13 protein-coding genes and 1 tRNA gene are annotated in these 17,630 nt (G+C 70.6%); 8 read left to right on the top strand and 6 right to left on the bottom strand.

The window, feature by feature from the left end:
- Positions 1-102: 102 nt before the first annotated feature.
- From OG266_RS26215 to OG266_RS26200, 4 genes are all read right to left on the bottom strand, one after another.
- A complete protein-coding gene (locus OG266_RS26215; RefSeq protein ID WP_371548742.1) occupies positions 103-990 on the bottom strand; it encodes a cellulose-binding protein in 888 nt (295 codons plus the stop codon).
- A gap of 120 nt (positions 991-1,110) precedes the next feature.
- Positions 1,111-2,133 (bottom strand): LCP family protein, encoded by a 1,023-nt coding sequence (locus OG266_RS26210; protein WP_371548741.1) that lies wholly within the window; start codon positions 2,131-2,133, stop codon positions 1,111-1,113.
- Between the two features lie 75 nt (positions 2,134-2,208).
- Positions 2,209-5,043, bottom strand: coding sequence for an SUKH-4 family immunity protein (locus OG266_RS26205; protein ID WP_371548740.1), 2,835 nt, complete (start codon positions 5,041-5,043; stop codon positions 2,209-2,211).
- 7 nt (positions 5,044-5,050) lie between these two features.
- Positions 5,051-6,115 carry an SMI1/KNR4 family protein gene (locus OG266_RS26200; protein ID WP_371548739.1) on the bottom strand — a complete coding sequence of 355 codons (1,065 nt, stop codon included), beginning with the start codon at positions 6,113-6,115 and terminating at the stop codon, positions 5,051-5,053.
- A 229-nt stretch (positions 6,116-6,344) separates the two neighbouring features.
- Between OG266_RS26200 and OG266_RS26195 the strand changes: the two genes are divergently transcribed.
- Positions 6,345-6,848 (top strand): YwqJ-related putative deaminase, encoded by a 504-nt coding sequence (locus tag OG266_RS26195; RefSeq protein ID WP_329547193.1) that lies wholly within the window; start codon positions 6,345-6,347, stop codon positions 6,846-6,848.
- 94 nt (positions 6,849-6,942) lie between these two features.
- On the top strand, positions 6,943-7,437 hold the full coding sequence (locus OG266_RS26190) for an SUKH-3 domain-containing protein (protein ID WP_266460411.1): 495 nt from the start codon (positions 6,943-6,945) through the stop codon (positions 7,435-7,437).
- A gap of 680 nt (positions 7,438-8,117) precedes the next feature.
- Here OG266_RS26190 and OG266_RS26185 read toward each other — a convergent pair.
- Positions 8,118-9,428 (bottom strand): sensor histidine kinase, encoded by a 1,311-nt coding sequence (locus OG266_RS26185; protein WP_266460408.1) that lies wholly within the window; start codon positions 9,426-9,428, stop codon positions 8,118-8,120.
- 217 nt (positions 9,429-9,645) lie between these two features.
- Here OG266_RS26185 and OG266_RS26180 point away from each other — a divergent pair.
- The 6 genes from OG266_RS26180 to OG266_RS26155 all read left to right on the top strand — a co-directional run bounded on the left by OG266_RS26180 (position 9,646) and on the right by OG266_RS26155 (position 14,485).
- Positions 9,646-9,717, top strand: a tRNA-Gln gene (locus OG266_RS26180).
- A 120-nt stretch (positions 9,718-9,837) separates the two neighbouring features.
- Positions 9,838-11,286, top strand: coding sequence for a bifunctional UDP-N-acetylglucosamine diphosphorylase/glucosamine-1-phosphate N-acetyltransferase GlmU (gene glmU, locus OG266_RS26175; protein ID WP_371548738.1), 1,449 nt, complete (start codon positions 9,838-9,840; stop codon positions 11,284-11,286).
- Positions 11,287-11,407: 121 nt separating this feature from the next.
- Entirely contained in the window at positions 11,408-12,382 is a 975-nt protein-coding gene (locus OG266_RS26170; protein WP_266460403.1) for a ribose-phosphate diphosphokinase, read from the top strand.
- 232 nt (positions 12,383-12,614) lie between these two features.
- Positions 12,615-13,196: a 50S ribosomal protein L25/general stress protein Ctc gene (locus OG266_RS26165; RefSeq protein ID WP_266460401.1), complete on the top strand. Its 582-nt coding sequence runs from the start codon at positions 12,615-12,617 to the stop codon at positions 13,194-13,196.
- A gap of 84 nt (positions 13,197-13,280) precedes the next feature.
- Positions 13,281-13,883, top strand: coding sequence for an aminoacyl-tRNA hydrolase (pth, locus tag OG266_RS26160; RefSeq protein WP_266464159.1), 603 nt, complete (start codon positions 13,281-13,283; stop codon positions 13,881-13,883).
- Between the two features lie 92 nt (positions 13,884-13,975).
- Positions 13,976-14,485 carry a hypothetical protein gene (locus OG266_RS26155; protein ID WP_371548737.1) on the top strand — a complete coding sequence of 170 codons (510 nt, stop codon included), beginning with the start codon at positions 13,976-13,978 and terminating at the stop codon, positions 14,483-14,485.
- Between the two features lie 64 nt (positions 14,486-14,549).
- On the opposite strand, the gene ppc is transcribed toward OG266_RS26155, so the two are convergent.
- Positions 14,550-17,282, bottom strand: coding sequence for a phosphoenolpyruvate carboxylase (gene ppc, locus OG266_RS26150; protein WP_371548736.1), 2,733 nt, complete (start codon positions 17,280-17,282; stop codon positions 14,550-14,552).
- Between the last annotated feature and the right edge of the window lie 348 nt (positions 17,283-17,630).

Here is a 17,630-nt window from a genome sequence, read left to right as displayed (position 1 = left end):
AGGAGGATTGGCGAGCCGCGCCGATCAACGGACCGAGACGGGCGGGTGGGCGGGAAACACGCCGCGGAGCGGCGAAGATCCCCCCCCCAACAGCAACCCCACCTACTCCGCCGGAGCCCGCCCAGTCAGAGTCGTCAGACTCGTCCGTACGTGGTCCATATGGGCCCGTACGTCATCCCACCGCTCCCCATGCTCCCGCAGCACCCGCTCGGTCTCCCGAGCAATCCGATCCTCCCGCACCTGAGCCTCCGCAAGCACCTCCGCGGCCCGCGCCCCCGCGTCCTCCTGCCCATGCCGAGCCGACTCCTCGGCCTCGGCAAAGGCCCGCTTGGCCTCGGACAACGCGGCCTCGGCGCACGCAACCCGCTCCACGTGCTGCGCATCGAGCGCGCCCTCCCGCTCGGCGGCAGCCCGCCCGGCCTCCTCCCAGCGCTCCGCATGCTCCTTCTCCTGCTCGGCGAGCAGCCCCTCCGTGCGCTGCCGCACCTCCCGCAGCGCGGCCAAGGCCTCACCACGGTTCTCCTTGACGTCCCGCCGGGCCGAGATCCGCATGTCGTCGGCCTCGGCACGGGCGGCGAGAAGCCGCTGCCGGGCGCGTTCCTCGGCCTCACCACGCACTTCGTCGGCGTACGCCGCCGCGGCCTCGCGCACGCGCTGCCCCGCCGCCTCGGCCTCGTCGACGACCCGCTGGACCTCCAGGCGTGCGGTGTCCCGTACGGACGCGGCCTCCTCCTCACCGAGCGCGAAGATCTGCCGGGCACCTTCACCGAGCGTCTCGTAGGTCTGCGGGGCGAGCGTCGCCACGACCTCCCTCAGCCGCTCCGCCTCCGCCTCCATCTCCCTGGCCAGCACGGTCAGCCGGGCGGCCCGCTCCCAGGCGGCGTCGCGATACCGGGAGAGCGCCGCGGCGTACGCGTCGACCTGCTCGGGACGGTAACCACGCCCCCGTACGGCCATGAAGCCGTACGGCGGCTCCGATGCGCTGCTCATCCTTGAACCCCTCTCCGCCGGACACACACGAAATGACGAACGATTTCGCGCACATCTTGATGGATCACACGGAAGTGTTCATAACGCGACACTCCGCCCATCCGTCCGGTCAAAGGTGAGTCATTTGAGGTCAGAAGCCGGAATCGTCGTGTCGTCGCGAAGTGCGGAGAAAAGCTGTTCGGCCTTCACGGAGTCCCACTCGACAACATCGCCGACCCCGTCGACGGTGGTCTCCTCCCCCACCGGAACGGTCGTCGTGGCCCCCTCCCCGCCCGCGAGCTCCTTCATCCGCCACCCCATCTGCGCCAGATCCCGCACCCCGGTCCCGTCATCCACGGTGAGCGCGTCGAACGAGGCCCCGAGCCACGGAATCAGCCGCCACGGCGGCACCACCACAGCCGCGCTCATCGCCTTGTCCGCGACCGCGCTCACCAACTGCCGCTGCCGCCGCACCCTCCCGAGGTCCCCCAGCGGATCGGAGTACCGGGCGCGGACGTACGCCAGTGCCTGCGTACCGTCCATCCGCCGGCACCCGGCGTCGAAGTCGGCCCCCGACTTCTCGTCGTGCAGCCCGCCCTTCGCCACGCAGATGGTGACGCCGCCGAGCGAGTCGACCACGTCGACGAAGCCGAGGAAGTTCACCTCGGCGTAGTGGTCGAGTTTCAGCCCGGTGGCCTGTTCGACGGTGCGGGTGAGGAGTTTGGGACCGCCGAGCGCGTACGCCGCGTTGATCTTGTTCTTCCCGTGCCCCGGGATGGCGACGTACGAGTCCCTCGGGATCGACACCAGATACGGGCCGCTGTCCCCGTAGTGCAGGACCATGATCGTGTCGGTGTTGAACACCTCGTTGTTGCCGACGTGCAGCTTCTTTCGCTGCTCGGGGGTCAGCTCGGAACGGCTGTCGGACCCGATCAGCAGCCAGTCCGCGCCCGGGTCCGCGCTCGGCTGATCGGCGTACGTGTCGAACGCGTCCGTGTGCCGCAGACGTGAATCCCCCCAGAAGTACAGGCCGATGACGTACGCGACGACGACCAGCACCAGTGTCAGCAGCGCCAGTGCCAGCCGCTTGGGCCACCGGCGCCCGTGCCGACTCTCCCGCAGGCGATCCTGCCCGCGCTCCCGCTGTCCGGGCCGCATACCCATGACCGCATGATCGAGGCGCCCGACCTTTCCCGCAGGTCGAGCGCCTCGTTCGTACGTACGCCGGCTCCGGCCGCCCTACAGCAGGCCGTCCCACATCTGTTCGAGCAGGACCGACCACCAGCTCTCCGGCGACCCGAGGGCCGCCGGGTCGAGGGAGGCGAGCTGGGCCTGGAAGTCGACGGTCCAGCGGCCCGCCTGCTCCTGGTTCAGCCCGAAGCGCAGCCGCCACATCCGGCCGAGGAGGGCCAGGCAGCGCGCGAACTCGGGCAGCCCCGTGTTCACGAACTGCGGCGCCACCGGGGCACCGCCCGGACCCGCCTCCACCGGCACGGCCACGATGTTCGCCGTGCCGTACTGGACACAGATCGCCTTGCCGAAGTCACTGCCCATCACGAGGTACGAGCCCGCGTCCGAGGCCGGCTGCACCCCGCGCTCCGCCGCCAGCTCCGCCAGCGTCGGCACCGGCCGGCCCGGCTGGGCCTGCGCCCAGAAGAACGGCCCCATGTCGACCGGCAGCCCGGCCACCACCAGCGTGTGCGCCACGATGTTCGGCACACCCTGCCGCGACACGGCCACCTGGTCGAACCGGAACACCCCCGGCCCGAACGCCGCCGCCAGCTCCTGCCCGATCGCCTCCGGAGGAATCGGCGGCGCGGGCTGCACCGGCGGAATCGGCGCCCGCACCGGCGCGGGCCGCGCCGGCCCGTCCGCCACCTGGTGCAACTCCCCCTGGTGCGCGAGCAGTTGCCCCATTCCCTGCTGCCTGCTCGCGTGATCCGTGCCGTACGGCGCGATGCTCGTGATCCTCGCCTGCGGCCAGGTCTCCCTGATCATCCGCGCGCAGTACGCGCCCGGCAGCTCACAGGACTCCAACTCCGTGTGCAACTCCAGCACCTGCTGCGGCGGCACATTCATCGCCCGCAGCTCATGCAGCATCTGCCACTCCGGATGCGGCGTCCCCGGCGCCGAACGCCGGATCAACTGCTGCTCGGAACCATCCTGCGCCCGATAACGCAGCACGGCCTGATACCCGGGCCCGACGGTCGGCTGCCCCGCCTGCGGATAGCCGTACGCCGGGGGCTGCTGACCAGGGGCCCCGGGCTGACCCGGCATGGGCTGACCGCCCAACGGCTGTCCGGGCAGAGGCTGGGGCGCACCCGGAGGCATTCCGGGGGCGTGCGGAAGCGGCGGTGCGCCAGGGCCCCCGACGGGCGGGCCCGAGAGCATGGTCGCGGCGTGATGAACAGCGCCGGGGGGCGTACCACCAGCGGGGTTCGGCGCCCCGGGCACACCAGGGACGCCCGGCGGCTTGGGAGCGCCCGGCGCACCCGGCGGCTGCGGCGCGCCGGGACCCCCGACAGCCGGCCCCGACAACATCGTCGCGGCGTGATGAACACCGCCCGGAGTGTTCGGACCACCGGGCGCCCCGGGCACGCCGGGCTGCCCCGGAGCGCCAGGTGCCGCGGGCGCACCAGGCGCACGCGTCCCTGCAGACCCCTCAGGCCCGTCCGGCCCGAGCTGCGAGACAAGCTGCGTCGGCACGTACCCACCCGCGGGCGTACCCGGAGCGCCGGGCCCGGACTGCGGAGGCGCACTCCCGGGCCGCGCGCCCGGCACTCCCGGCGCACTCGGCGGAGGCGGGGCGCTCGCCCCACTCCGCGCGCCCCTCGGAGGCTGCGCCTTGCTGGTCGCGGCGTCGGCGATGTCACCGGCGCTGGGGCGCGAGGGCGCGGCGGGCGGCGTCGCACCAGGAGCGCCCGGAACCGGCGGCACACCGGGCGGCGGAGTCCCTGGCACACCACCCGGCCCCTGCGGGAACCCGTACGAAGGCGCACCCGGAGGAGGCGCGCCCTGCGGCACGCCGGGAGGCGGCGTCCCCGGTACTCCGCCCGGCCCCTGCGGATAGCCGTACGAAGGTGCGCCCGGAGGGGGCGTGCCCTGCGGACCACCGGGACCCTGCGGATAGCCGTACGAGGGCGGAGCGCTGGGCGGCGCACCCGGACCCTGCGGCGCGTTCGGCCCCTGCGAGAAGGCGGACGGCCGCGGGGAGTTGGGGTCGCCGACCGCCGGAGCCTGAGCCGTGGGCGGAAGTTGGCTGCCCCCGGACATCAAGGCGGTCTTGGCATCCGGCGCCGGGCCGGGCGGGGTACCGCCGTCGTTGACGTCGGTCAGTGGCGGCGCGAACACGGTCGCCGGCAGAGGTACGGAACGGTCGTCGCCGGAGTCCGCGTTGGTGTCGGTCCCAGCCCAGGGGGTCGCGTCGGCGGGCATGCCCGGCGCCCCCGCGTCCTGAGCGCCGCCGGCCGCGGGCCACGCCGTCCCCCCACCGGGAGCCGAAGGCGCACCCGGCACGAAGTGCGCAGGCGGCGCATCAACCGGTGGCGCATCGGCCGGAGAGGGCACGGAGTGCACCCCAGCCCCAGAGGACCCGTTCGGCACTCCACCCCCGGCAGCCGCGCCCGAACCCGCAGCGGCACGAGCCCCCGCCCCGTCCGAGGCCCCACCCCCACTCCCACTCCCACCCCGCCGATCCGGAATCCCCAACTTGTCCGCGGCCTCCTGCAACCACTCAGGGGGACTCAACAAGAAGGACGTCTGGTTCAGGTCGACGCGAGCGGGAGGAGCCGGCGCCGTTTCCGGAGCAGCGTCCGGCACCCCGTACTGCTCCTCGTACCGGCGGATGACCTCACCCACCGGCAGCGAGGGCCACAACGTGGCCTCCCCGCTGTCGCGGGCGATGACCAGCCGCTGCGCGCCCCCGTCGGAACGCGGACCGTCGGCCCGGTCCTCGGCCCACACCACGAACCCGAGTTCGAACTCCCGTACCCGCACCTCACGGTGCTGATACGTGACCACATCCCCGTTGATCCACTCTTCCGCACGCTCCTGCGCCTGCGCGAAGGTCACCATCGAAAGCTCACTCCCCCACCGAAGACGCAGAAGCCACCGCAGACCCCGAACCGGACCCGGCCCCGGACCCCGAACCGGCCGCGGACGCCGAAGCCGCCGCGGAGACGGGAACCGCCCGCGCGAAGCCGCCGTCCACCATCAGGTTCGCCACCGTCTCCAGCTCCGGCGGATTGCCCGCGAGCCGGGACAGGAACTGGTCGAAGTCCGCACCGCAGGGCAGCAGCAATCGCGCCACCCGCTCCGCCGGCGGCCAGGCATCCTGATCGCGGACATCGTCGTACGCGCAGAACCAGACCGAACCGATCGCGTCGCCCTTGACCTTCACGGCGAGCAGACCGCCCTGCACGAAGCCGACGCACAGGTAGTCCTTGGTCAGATGGTCGCGCAGGCACTTGTTGATGTAGACGAGGTCGTTGAGGGCAGCCTCGTCGCGCACGGTGAAGAGGGGCTGGTCGACGAGCAGCCCCAACTCGGCGTCCAGCGCGGCGCCCACCGGCGCGCAGCCCCCGGCCGCCTTCAGGAAGGACCGATACGCACCGGGCAGCCGGTAGCCGAGGTCCTCCTCAACTCCCTGCACCTGCTGCTCGGTCACCGCGACCAACGACTTCTGCAGCCCGAAATGCACGGGCCGCGTCTCCTGCAACGGTCGCGTACCCCGCTTGTCCTGATCCACCAGCGCGGTCGCGAGCCCACCGTGGTGCCGCAGCAGCGCCTTCACGTCCACGGGGACGAGTTCGAGCCGCCGGGTGCCCGGCACGTGGTGCCAGGTCCAGCCGTGCGGGGTCGCCACCGCGGGGATCGTGTCCCACAGGTCGTGTCCTGAGGCGGCGAGCGCGGCGTTCGCGGAGACATAGTCCGTGAGCCTCAACTCGTCCACGCCGAAGCCCTCCGGGGGCTCGGCAATCTCCGCGGCGGCACGCGCGTACGCCGAGAAATCGGGATAGCCGTACTCGTCGATCCGCACCCCTCTGGGGTGGCGGGCCGCCCGGACCGGGTCCGGGAAATGTACGACCTGCCCGGCGTATGCCGCGTTCGGCGGCGCGGCTTGCTGCCCGAGCCGACCTGTCGTCATGGCGGTTGCCCCCTGCGGCGTCGTCAATAGCGGTATGGATCGCGGATGTCGACAGCCTATGCGGTTGTACGACACCGGTCACCGGGCCTCTGGTTCCGTGACCTGCCGTCACCCCGCCGTGACGGTGCGACGAAGACCGGGCGTGTCGCGCAGCCCCAGCTTCCCCACCGACCACGCCATTTGGCAGTCTGTCTCCGCACCGGGGGATGCACGGGAGGGAATAACGATCATGAGCGCGACGCATATGGGCACGTCCGGGGACCCACGGGTCGGCTGGAGCAGCGCCGAGACACCGCACGCCCCTGCCCTCTTGCACCGCCGCGACGGCATACTCCCGACCGTGGCCGCCGCCCTCTCGGTACGCGGCGAGACCCTCACCGGCACAGCGGCTCGCGGCGACCAGCCACCCACCCTCCACCCGCTGGTGCAGGACTTCCTCGACACCCTCACCAGCGCACAACGCGACCGCTTCACCGGCCGCTGCGCCGAGGCGATCCTGATCTCCCGCCACATCGCCTCAGCCGACGCCACCCGCAGCAAGCGCGCCGGACGCAAGCCGATGACCAACGGCGAGGCCCGCAAGGCGCTCAAGCAGGCCAAGCTCACCGCCCGCCGCATCCGCGAGGACGGCGACCCGCTGCACGGCAGCTTCGCCGCGCCCTGCCGCTCCTGCACGGCACTCAGCGACCACTTCGGCGTACGCGTAGTCGACCCGACAGCGCCGGACGCCTGAACCACAACCACTCCACCGCTCACGTACGACAGCGAAGGCGCCCGCTCCCCGACGGCCGCCCCCGCCTCCCTGACACTCGACGAACGAAGGGCAGATGCACGCCGACCGCACCTCCACCACACGCTTCTCCGTCCCCGTGGACGCCGCGCTGCGCTCTGCCGGGTGGCAGCCCGGGCGCTGGGACATAAAGCAGGCCGAGTACTGGGCCGACGCCCTGCGCGGGCACGAGTCGCCTGCCGGTCACCAGCACGCCGTGTTCCCCGCGGCGGTGGAGGCATGGGCGGAGTTCGGCGGCCTCCACGTCACCTCACCCGGACCCGGCCGCCAGATCGCCCCCGCCGCACTCCACTTCGACCCCCTGCACGGCCTCCACCTGGCCCGCACCCTCGGCGACCTCGGCCGCGCCCTCGACACCGAGGTCTGCCCCCTCGGCGAGGAGTCCGACAGCCGAGCCCTCCTGGCCATCGACGCGGAAGGCCGCGTGTACGCCCTGGATCACACCGGCGACTGGTTCCTCGGCCCCGACATCGACACCGCCCTCACCACACTCCTGTCAGGCACCACCCCAGCCCGCCTGACCGCCGGCTGACCCACCCCCGGCACCGGGGCCCGACAAAGGCGCTTCTTCGCCCCCTCCGCCCCTACCCATCCCTTGCTCCTGGGGACTCCGCCCCCAGACCCCCGTATCGCGCTGAACGCGCTCGTCCTCAAACGCCGGACAGGCTGAAAGATCTCCCCCGGCCCGGGACTGAAGAGCACAGCCCCCACGGGTGGGTGGGGGTTGGGGACGGTGGCGCCCTCCACAAACGGCGGAGAGGCTGAAAGATCTACGGGCACGCTGAAGGGCACGGCACCCCACGGGTGGGTGGGGGATCGGGATGGTGCCGCCCTCCTCAAACGGCGCAGAGGCTGAAAGATCTACGGGCACGCTGAAGGGCACGGCACCCCACGGGTGGGTGGGGGATCGGGATGGTGCCGCCCTCCTCAAACGGCGAAGGGGCTGAAAGATCTGCGGGCGCGCTGAAGGATGCGGCCCCCCACGGGTGGGCCGAACGTGCGCGCGGGATCGGGACGGTGCTGCGGGAGGGTCGCCCCCCCCGGGCCGAGAACGCGCCCGCAGCCACATACGCACGGGAGGGGCCGGGGGCCGGTACATCAAATGCCCGTCGCGTACGTTCGCGTCACCGGACGCTTCCCTGCTCGGCCAAGGTCTGATCCGTCGGCGACGGGCGGATGTACCGGCCCCCGGCCCCGACCCACCCACCGCCGTCACCGACCCGCCGGAATCACCGCCGAAACCCGAAACCCACCCGCATCCGTAGGCCCCGAAACAAAAACTCCCCCCAACGCACTGACCCGCTCCTTCATCCCCAGCAACCCGTTCCCCCCACTGGGCAGATGCACAGAAGAAGCCGCCCCCGGCTCCGGCGGACACTCGTTCTCCACCTGCATCGCGATCTCAGCGACCCGGTGCGCCAACCGCACATGCGTCTTCGCCCCCGCCGCATGCTTGTGAACGTTGGTAAGCGCCTCCTGGACAACCCGGTACGCGGTCTGCTCGACCTCGGCGAGATACCCCGGCGAGTCACCCTCGACCGACAGATCGACCACCATCCCCGCAGCCGCCGACTGCCCGATGAGCTCATCGAGCTCCGCAAGCGACGGCCCGTCCACGGAATCCTCGGCAACCCGCGACGCCGCAGCGGCAGCCGCCACGGCCACCGCGGCAAGCGGCATCGGCTGGACCCGCGAGTCCAGCCCCTCCCCCGTACGCAGCACCCCCAGCATCTCGCGCAGCTCGGTCAGCGCCTGACGCCCCATGTCCCCCACGAGCGCCGCGTTCCGCACGGCCTTCTCGGGATCCTTCCGCGCGACGGCCTGAAGCGCGGCGGCGTGCACGACCATCAGACTCACCCGGTGCGCAACCACGTCGTGCATCTCACGAGCGATCCGCGTCCGCTCCTCGTTACGCGCCCACTGCGCCCGCTCCTCCGCCCGCTCGGCAAGCAACTGCAGCTCACGTTCCAGCGAGTCCGCCCGCTCCCGCAGGCTCTCCATCAGCCGCCGCCGCGCCCCGACGTACAGCCCGAGCAGTACGGGCGGGGCGGTCATCCCCAGGGCGGTGGTGAGCGAGATGAAGGGGACGAACCAGTCCCCCATCGTCACGTCCCCGCGCACCACACCCTGGTGCGCCCGCACGAACGTCACGATGAGCGTCCCGGCGAAGGACATCGCCGCCAACGCCCCGATGATCCGCCGCGGCAGCTCGGACGCGGCCAGCGTGTACAGCCCGACGAGCCCCATCACGAAGCCCATCTGGGCGGGCGTGATGGCGATCGACACCAGGACGACGGCGATCGGCCACTTCCGCCGCAGCAACAGCGTCAGCCCGGCGAGTACCCCGAACCCCACCCCGACCGGAACCGGCAGCCCCGCGTCGTGTGCGAACCCAACCCCCTCGATGCCGCACTCGGCGGCCGACACCCCGGCGAGCCCCGCATCAAGCACGGCACTGCGCCACCTGACCCACCACCACGGCCCGGTACCGGCCGCGGTGTGCTCTTCCCCCGTCGTGGTCATGCCTCCAGCCTACGGTCGCCCCCCGCCCCTTTTCCGGTGAGTTTCGGCTACTGGCCTACACCACACCCCGAAATCGAACAGAAGCGAAACCGCCTGGTATCACGCAGCGCAGGTGAGGGGCCCCGAGTTGTACCGTCGCACGGAAGGCGCCTGGTACGGCATAGTGTTGGGTGCCAACTCGGCGACCTGACCAAATATCTGGTTCGGTCGACTTTGATCCCCCGTGGTGTAATTGGCAGCACTGTGGCTTTTGGTGCCATCTGTCCGGGTTCGAGTCCTGGCGGGGGAGCAATAGCACGATTCGGGTCCTGACAGCTCAGTCAGGGCCCACTCTCATATCCCCCCTGAAACACCCCGGTATCCTGCGGATGTCCACACCCCAGCCATCCGTAGCCGAAGGACATACCCCGTGAGCGCCAATCGCCCGGCAGCCGTCGTCGTACTCGCAGCGGGTGAGGGCACCCGTATGAAGTCGGCCACACCGAAGGTTCTGCACGAACTGTGTGGCCGTTCCCTGGTGGGTCATGTGCTCGCGGCAGCGCGCGAGTTGGAGCCCGAGAACCTGGTCGTCGTGGTGGGTCACGCCCGCGAGAAGGTCGTCGCGCACCTCGGTGAGATCGACCCGGGTGTGCGCACCGCCGTGCAGGCGGAGCAGAACGGCACCGGGCACGCGGTGCGGATGGGCCTGGAGGAGCTGGGCGGCGGCGTCGACGGCACGGTGGTCGTCGTGTGCGGTGACACCCCGCTGCTCACCGGGGAGACGCTGAAGAGCCTCGCCGCGACGCACACCACGGACGGCAACGCGGTCACCGTGCTGACCGCCGAGGTCCCGGACGCGACCGGCTACGGCCGCATCGTCCGCGACGGTGTCAGCGGCGCGGTCACCGCGATCGTCGAGCACAAGGACGCCGACGGGTCCCAGCGCGCCATCCGCGAGATCAACTCGGGTGTCTTCGCCTTCGACGGGCAGCTCCTGGCGGACGCCCTCGGCAAGGTGCGTACGGACAACAGCCAGGGCGAGGAGTACCTGACGGACGTCCTGGGCATCCTGCGCGAGGCCGGGCACCGGGTCGGCGCCTCCATCGCCGGTGACCACCGCGAGATCGCCGGCATCAACAACCGCGTCCAGCTCGCCGAGGCCCGCCGCATCCTCAACGACCGGCTGCTCACGCAGGCCATGCTCGCCGGGGTGAGCATCATCGACCCGGCCTCCACCTGGGTCGACGTGACCGTCACCTTCGAGCGGGACGCGATCGTGCACCCGGGCACCCAGCTCCAGGGCGCCACGCATCTCGCCGAGGGCGCCGAGGTCGGCCCCAACTCCCGTCTGAACGACACCAGGGTGGGCGCGGGAGCCCGGGTCGACAACACGGTCGCGAACAACGCCGAGGTCGGCCCGCAGGCGAACGTCGGCCCGTTCGCGTATCTGCGCCCCGGCACCCGCATCGGTCTCAAGGCCAAGGTCGGCACGTACGTGGAGACGAAGAACGCGACGATCGGCGAGGGCACGAAGATCCCGCACCTGTCGTACGTGGGTGACGCGACGATCGGCGAGTACTCCAACATCGGTGCGGCCAGCGTCTTCGTGAACTACGACGGCAAGGACAAGCACCACACGACGATCGGCTCGCACTGCCGTACCGGTTCGGACAACATGTTTGTGGCGCCTGTCACCATCGGGGACGGCGCCTACACCGCGGCGGGCTCGGTCATCACCAAGGACGTGCCGCCCGGTTCACTGGCCGTGGCCCGTGGCCAGCAGCGGAATATCGAGGGTTGGGTGGCCCGCAAGCGTCCGGGGAGCGCGGCCGCGAAGGCGGCCGAGGTGGCTTCCCGGGAGCCGGAGGGCGAAGCCTGACCGGAAACCGGCACGTCCGACACGGCGTACCGTGATAAATGCACTTCCGCACCGTGCACCCACACGCCAGCTGAGACCACCTCTCAACACCCAGCTGAGACACCTCTGAGGAGACAGTGCTGTGACCGGGATCAAGACGACCGGCGAGAAGAAGATGATGTTCTTCTCCGGCCGCGCCCACCCCGAGCTTGCCGAGGAGGTCGCCCACAAGCTGGGTGTCGGGGTAGTCCCGACGAAGGCCTTCGACTTCGCCAACGGCGAGATCTACGTCCGTTACGAGGAGTCGGCGCGTGGCGCGGACTGCTTCGTGATCCAGAGCCACACGGCCCCGATCAACCAGTGGATCATGGAGCAGTTGATCATGATCGACGCTCTGAAGCGGGCCTCCGCCCGGAGCATCACCGTGATCGTGCCCTTCTACGGTTACGCCCGGCAGGACAAGAAGCACCGTGGACGTGAACCCATCTCGGCGCGCCTGATCGCCGACCTGATGAAGACGGCCGGTGCCCACCGCATCCTCACGGTCGACCTGCACACCGACCAGATCCAGGGCTTCTTCGACGGCCCGGTCGATCATCTCTTCGCGCTGCCGATCCTCGCGGACTACGTGGGCGCGAAGGTCGACCGTTCCAAGCTGACCGTCGTCTCCCCCGACGCCGGCCGCGTGCGCGTCGCCGACCGCTGGTGCGACCGTCTCGACGCTCCCCTCGCGATCGTGCACAAGCGCCGCGACAAGGACGTCGCCAACCAGGTCACCGTCCACGAGGTCGTCGGTGACGTGAAGGGCCGTGTCTGCGTCCTGGTCGACGACATGATCGACACCGGTGGCACGATCTGTGCCGCCGCCGACGCCCTGTTCGCGCACGGCGCCGAGGACGTCATCGTCACGGCCACGCACGGTGTGCTCTCCGGCCCGGCGGCCGACCGTCTGAAGAACTCCAAGGTCAGCGAGTTCATCTTCACGGACACCCTGCCGACCCCGGGTGAGCTGGAGCTCGACAAGATCACGGTGCTGTCCATCGCGCCGACGATCGCGAACGCGGTCCGCGAGGTCTTCGAGGACGGTTCGGTGACGAGCCTCTTCGAGGAGCAGTAGGCCCCCGCTGCACCGGTCGCTCCCGTAGATCGATTTCTGATACGGCCTTCCCGCCCAGTAAGCTGTCACAGTTGCTCGGCGAGGGAGGCCGTACCGCTTTCAAAAGCGTACGGCGGTCCGTTATCGACGCGCTCTTCGTAGCAGGCCGATGTTCGGCCGGGTGACCTCCCCCACTCTCGACTTCGCTCGAGCGGGGGGACCCCCATCCCCAATTGATCTACGAGGAGTGAACATGGCTGACGTCAAGCTCGCCGCCGAGACCCGCACCGAGTTCGGCAAGGGCGCCTCCCGCCGTATCCGTCGCGAGAACAAGGTTCCGGCCGTTGTCTACGGTCACGGTGCCGACCCCGTCCACGTCACGCTGCCGGGCCACGAGCTCCAGCTTGCCCTGCGTACCGCGAACGTCCTGCTCACCCTGGACATCGAGGGCAAGACCGAGCTGGCGATCCCGAAGGCCGTCCAGCGCGACGCGATCAAGGGCTCCCTCGTGCACGTCGACCTGCTCACCGTGAAGAGCGGCGAGAAGGTCACCGTCGAGGTCTACGTCCACACCGAGGGCGAGCTGGCCCCGGGCGCGTACCTTCTCGAGCACGTGCTGAGCACGCTGACGGTCGAGGCCGAGGCCACCCACATCCCCGAGTCGGTCACCGTCTCCATCGCGGGCCTCGAGGCCGGCGCGGCCATCCTCGCCAAGGACATCCCGCTTCCCGAGGGCACCACGCTGGTGATCGACGAGGACGCGGTCGTCCTCCAGGTCCTGGCCGCCCAGGCGGAGGAGGCCTCCGCGGACGAGGCCGAGACCACCGAGGCCTGATCCTCACCTGGTCATCGTTCGTCGGCCGCCGCTCCTCCGGGAGCGGCGGCTGACGCGTATCAAGGACGTATGGGAGACACGGACGTGACGACGACGACCGACGCAGCCGCCCCCTGGCTGATCGTGGGGCTCGGCAACCCAGGGCCCGAGTACGCCATGAACCGGCACAACGTGGGCTTCATGGTGGCCGATCTGCTGGCGGAGCGGATCGGCGGGAAGTTCAAGCGGGCCGGGAAGGCGCAGGCGCAGGTGATCGAGGGTCGCATCGGCCCGCCGGGACCGGCGAACCGGCGGGTGATCCTGGCCAAGCCGATGTCGTACATGAACCTGTCCGGCGGCCCGGTGAACGCGCTGCGCGACTTCTACAAGGTGCCGCTCGGGCACGTCGTCGCGATCCATGACGAGCTGGACATCGACTACGGCGTCCTGCGTCTCAAGCTCGGCGGCGGCGACAACGGCCACAACGGACTCAAGTCCATGACGAAGGTGATGGGCCCGGACTACCACCGGGTGCGGTTCGGGATCGGGCGTCCTCCGGGGCGTATGCAGGTCGCCGATTTCGTACTGAAGGACTTCTCGTCGGCGGAGCGCAAGGAGCTCGACTACCTCGTGGACCGCGCGTCGGACGCGGTGGAGTGTCTGGTCATCGACGGTCTGGAGCGGGCGCAGAGCTCGTACAACTCCTGAGAGGGGCGACTGCCCGGCGTGCCGCACCGAAAGGTACGTACAACTCGGGACTTGTCCCTCACCGGAGTTGACCGAGCGCACGGCCATGGCCAATGATCCCCGCCATGCCCGCCGTCACCTCAGATCAAAGCTCCCGCCAGAACGCGTACGCGGCCCTGCGGTTCGGACAGCTCGCGACGATGGGTACGGTCGCGGCGCTGATCCTGATCGCGGGCATCTGGGGCTCCTGGGGCACGGCTCAGCACGTGATGCTGGGCAAGGGCCGGGAGCAGGGGACGATGACGGTCACGGCGTGCTCGGGCGAGACCTGCACGGGTCCGTACACGCCCGCGTCGACGGGATCGGAGGCGCGGGCCCGCGTCACGATCGAGGAGTCGGTCGCGGTGAAGAAGGGCCAGATCTACTCGGTCACCGTGAAGCCGGGCAGCAACGACGTCGTCCGCTCGGGCCCCGCCGGACTCCTCTACGCCTGGATCCCCCTGGGCGGCGCCCTGCTGCTCGCCTCGGTGGTGGTCGCGGGCGGACTGCGGCTCACGCGACTTGCGTGGGTGCTGGCGGGGGCGGGGTTCGTGCAACTGACGGTGACGTTCCTGGCCTTGTGACCTGTATGAACGACGGCGCCCCCGTGTTCTCACGAACACGGGGGCGCCGTCGTACGACCGGTGGTCAGCCGGTGTTGCGCAGGCCCGCCGCCACGCCGTTGACCGTCAGGAGCAGGGCCCTGGACAGCAGCGGGTCGGGGGCGGAGCCGGCCGCCGCCTCGTCGCGCTGACGCTTGAGGAGGGCCACCTGGAGGTAGGAGATCGGGTCCAGGTAGGCGTCGCGGATGGAGAAGGTCTGCTGGAGGACGGGGTGGGTGTCGAGCAGCTTCTCTCCGCCGGTGATGCGCAGCACCTCGCGGACGGTGAGCTCGTGCTCGGCGCGGATGGCGTCGAAGACGTGCTTGAGCTCGTCCGGTACGAGGGTGTCGACGTAGTGGCCGGCGATCCGCAGGTCGGTCTTGGCCAGCGTCATCTCGACGTTGGAGAGGAAGTTGCGGAAGAAGTGCCACTGGTCGTGCATCTCGTCGAGCACGGTGTCGAGGCCGGCCTCGCGCAGGGCCTTGAGGCCGGAGCCGACGCCGTACCAGCCGGGGACGATCTGCCGGGACTGGGTCCAGCCGAAGACCCAGGGAATGGCGCGCAGTCCGTCGAGCGAGACGCCCGAGCCGGGGCGGCGGGAGGGCCGTGAGCCCAGGTGCAGGTCGGCGAGCTGGTCGACCGGCGTGGAGGCGAGGAAGTAGGTCGGCAGGTCGGGGTCCTCGACGAGCCGGCGGTACTCCTGGTGCGCCGCGTCGGAGACGACGTCCATCGCCGCGTCCCAGCGGGCCAGCGCCTCGTCCGACTGACGCGGGGAGGTGTGCAGGGCGGACGCCTGCAGCGTGGCCGCGACGGTCAGCTCCAGGTTCTCGCGGGCCAGCGAGGGCACCAGGTACTTGTCGGAGATGACCTCGCCCTGCTCGGTCACCTTGATCTCGCCCTCCAGGGTGCCCCAGGGCTGCGCGAGGATCGCGTCGTGCGAGGGGCCGCCGCCACGGCCGACGGTGCCACCGCGGCCGTGGAAGAGACGAAGGCGTACGCCGTAGCGGTGGGCGACGTCGCGCAGGCGCCGCTGCGCCCGGTGGATCTCCCACTGCGAGGTCGTGATGCCGCCGAACTTGGAGGAGTCGGAGTAGCCGAGCATGACCTCCTGGACGTCTCCGCGCAGCGCGACGAGGCGCCGGTAGGAGGGGTCGGAGAGCATGTCCTCCAGGATGGTGTCGGCGGCCTTGAGCTCGTCCGTCGTCTCCAGGAGCGGCACGATGCCGATCTTCGCCCAGTTGCCGTGCAGGTCGAGGAGCCCGGCCTCGCGGGCGAGCACGGCCGCCGCGAAGACGTCGTCCGCGCCCTGGCACATCGAGATGATGTACGACTCGATGACCTCGGGCCCGAAGATCTTCAGGGCCCGCTTGACCGTCTCGAACACGCCCAGGGTCTTCTGGCCCGCGGCGTCCAGCGGAGCGGGGGTCGGGGCCAGCGGGCGCCGGGACCTGAGCTCCTTGGCGAGGAGCTTGGTGCGGTAGTCGCGGGGCATGTCGGTGTAGCGCCAGGACTCCTCGCCGAGGCGGTCGAAGAGCTGGCCGAGCGCGTGGTGGTGGGCGTCCGCGTGTTCGCGTACGTCCATGGTGGCGAGCTGGAGACCGAAGGCGGCGAGCGTACGGATCGTGCGGTTCATGCGGCCGTCGGCGAACAGCGCGCCGCGGTGCTCGCGCAGCGAGGACTGGATCTGGGTCAGGTCGTGGAGGAGCTCGGCGGTGCCGAGGTAGTCGCGTCCGGCCTCGTGGGGGGTCCCCAGGGCCAGCCGCTTCTTGGTGTTCTCCAGCTTCTGGCGGATGCAGGTGGCCTTGAGCCGGTAGGGCTCCTCGGCGTTCAGCCGCTTGTAGCGGGGGCTGATCTCGGGGAGCCGCTCCAGGTCGGTCTGGAGGGAGGTGAGGAGCTCCTCGGTGGCGCCCGTGTACCTGATCGAGTTCGACAGGAAGCCGCGGAGTTCGTCGATCAGCTCCAGGGCGTCGTTGATGCCGTGCTCGTGCTGGAGGATCAGGACGTCCCAGGTGACGTCCGGGGTGACGTTCGGGTTGCCGTCCCGGTCGCCGCCGATCCAGGTGCCGAAGGTGAGCGGCCGGGTCTCGTCCGGGAGGGTCACCCCGACGCGCTCCAGCTCGGCGGTGAGGTCCTCCAGTACGTCCCCGACGGCGCCGGCGTGCAGCTCGTCGAGGTAGTAGATGGCGTTGCGGGCCTCGTCGGCGGGCTCGGGGCGTACGACGCGCAGCTCATCCGTCTGCCACACCAGGTCGATGTTCTCGGCCAGGCGGGTGTCGTAGCGGCGGCGGTCGGCCTCGATGACCGGGGTCTCAAGGAGCGCGGCGATGCGGCGCAGCTTGTTGAGGACCGAGCGGCGTGCGGCCTCCGTCGGGTGCGCCGTGAAGACCGGGCGCACGTTCAGGTTCTTGACCGTCTCGCGCAGGTGGTCGGGGTCGGCGTCCTTGAGCCGGTCCGCCGTACGGGCGAGGAGGCTGCCCTCGGCGGCGCGCTTGGCGCGCAGTTCGCGGCCGCGGTGCACCTGCTCGGTGACGTTGGCGAGGTGGAAGTACGTCGAGAAGGCGCGGACCAGCTTGGCCGCGGTCTCCAGTTCGGTGCCGCGCAGCAGTTCGGCGGCGGCCTCGCCGTCCTCGCGGGTGAGTCGGCGGACCTTCTCGACCAGTTCGAGGAGCTCGGGACCCTCCTGGCGGACCAGGGTCTCGCCCAGCAGGTCACCCAACCGGCGGATATCGGCGCGCAGCTCGCTGCTGGTCGTCGTGGTCTGGTCGTCGGCACTGCTCACAGGTGCGGCTCCTTGCAGTGTTGAAGCTCATCTGAAGAGTGGAAGCTCGTCTGAAGCTCGTCTGGGAGGGAACCCGGGTGGCGACCGCGCGGCGGGTGCCGCTTAGGAACGTGGCATCCGGGAATTAAACAGAACGGACCGCGCTGTCCGACCGACTCCAAGGATAGGTGTCCACACGGACGCGCAGGCTCACGGGCTCTTGCCGCCGGGCTACGCGCTGCCATACTTACGACGCCGTAGGTTACGGAAGCGTAGGGAATCCCGTCAGATAGAGGGAGGACCCTGGGTTCCGTTTCCCGGTACCGGGAGGACCTGAGGACCCTGAAGGCCCCGGGATCCGCACCCCGG

Source organism: Streptomyces sp. NBC_00554 (assembly GCF_041431135.1).
Lineage (GTDB): Bacteria > Actinomycetota > Actinomycetes > Streptomycetales > Streptomycetaceae > Streptomyces.
This window is presented reverse-complemented; position numbering and strand designations above follow the sequence as displayed.

Excerpts from the sequence above, each read along its gene's own strand:
- OG266_RS26200 (WP_371548739.1), bottom strand. The coding sequence starts at position 6,115 with ATGACGACAGGTCGGCTCGGGCAGCAAGCCGCGCCGCCGAACGCGGCA.
- OG266_RS26215 (WP_371548742.1), bottom strand. The coding sequence starts at position 990 with ATGAGCAGCGCATCGGAGCCGCCGTACGGCTTCATGGCCGTACGGGGG.
- OG266_RS26155 (WP_371548737.1), top strand. The coding sequence starts at position 13,976 with ATGATCCCCGCCATGCCCGCCGTCACCTCAGATCAAAGCTCCCGCCAG.
- OG266_RS26185 (WP_266460408.1), bottom strand. The coding sequence starts at position 9,428 with ATGACCACGACGGGGGAAGAGCACACCGCGGCCGGTACCGGGCCGTGG.
- OG266_RS26195 (WP_329547193.1), top strand. The coding sequence starts at position 6,345 with ATGAGCGCGACGCATATGGGCACGTCCGGGGACCCACGGGTCGGCTGG.
- OG266_RS26205 (WP_371548740.1), bottom strand. The coding sequence starts at position 5,043 with ATGGTGACCTTCGCGCAGGCGCAGGAGCGTGCGGAAGAGTGGATCAAC.
- OG266_RS26190 (WP_266460411.1), top strand. The coding sequence starts at position 6,943 with ATGCACGCCGACCGCACCTCCACCACACGCTTCTCCGTCCCCGTGGAC.
- OG266_RS26210 (WP_371548741.1), bottom strand. The coding sequence starts at position 2,133 with ATGGGTATGCGGCCCGGACAGCGGGAGCGCGGGCAGGATCGCCTGCGG.
- OG266_RS26165 (WP_266460401.1), top strand. The coding sequence starts at position 12,615 with ATGGCTGACGTCAAGCTCGCCGCCGAGACCCGCACCGAGTTCGGCAAG.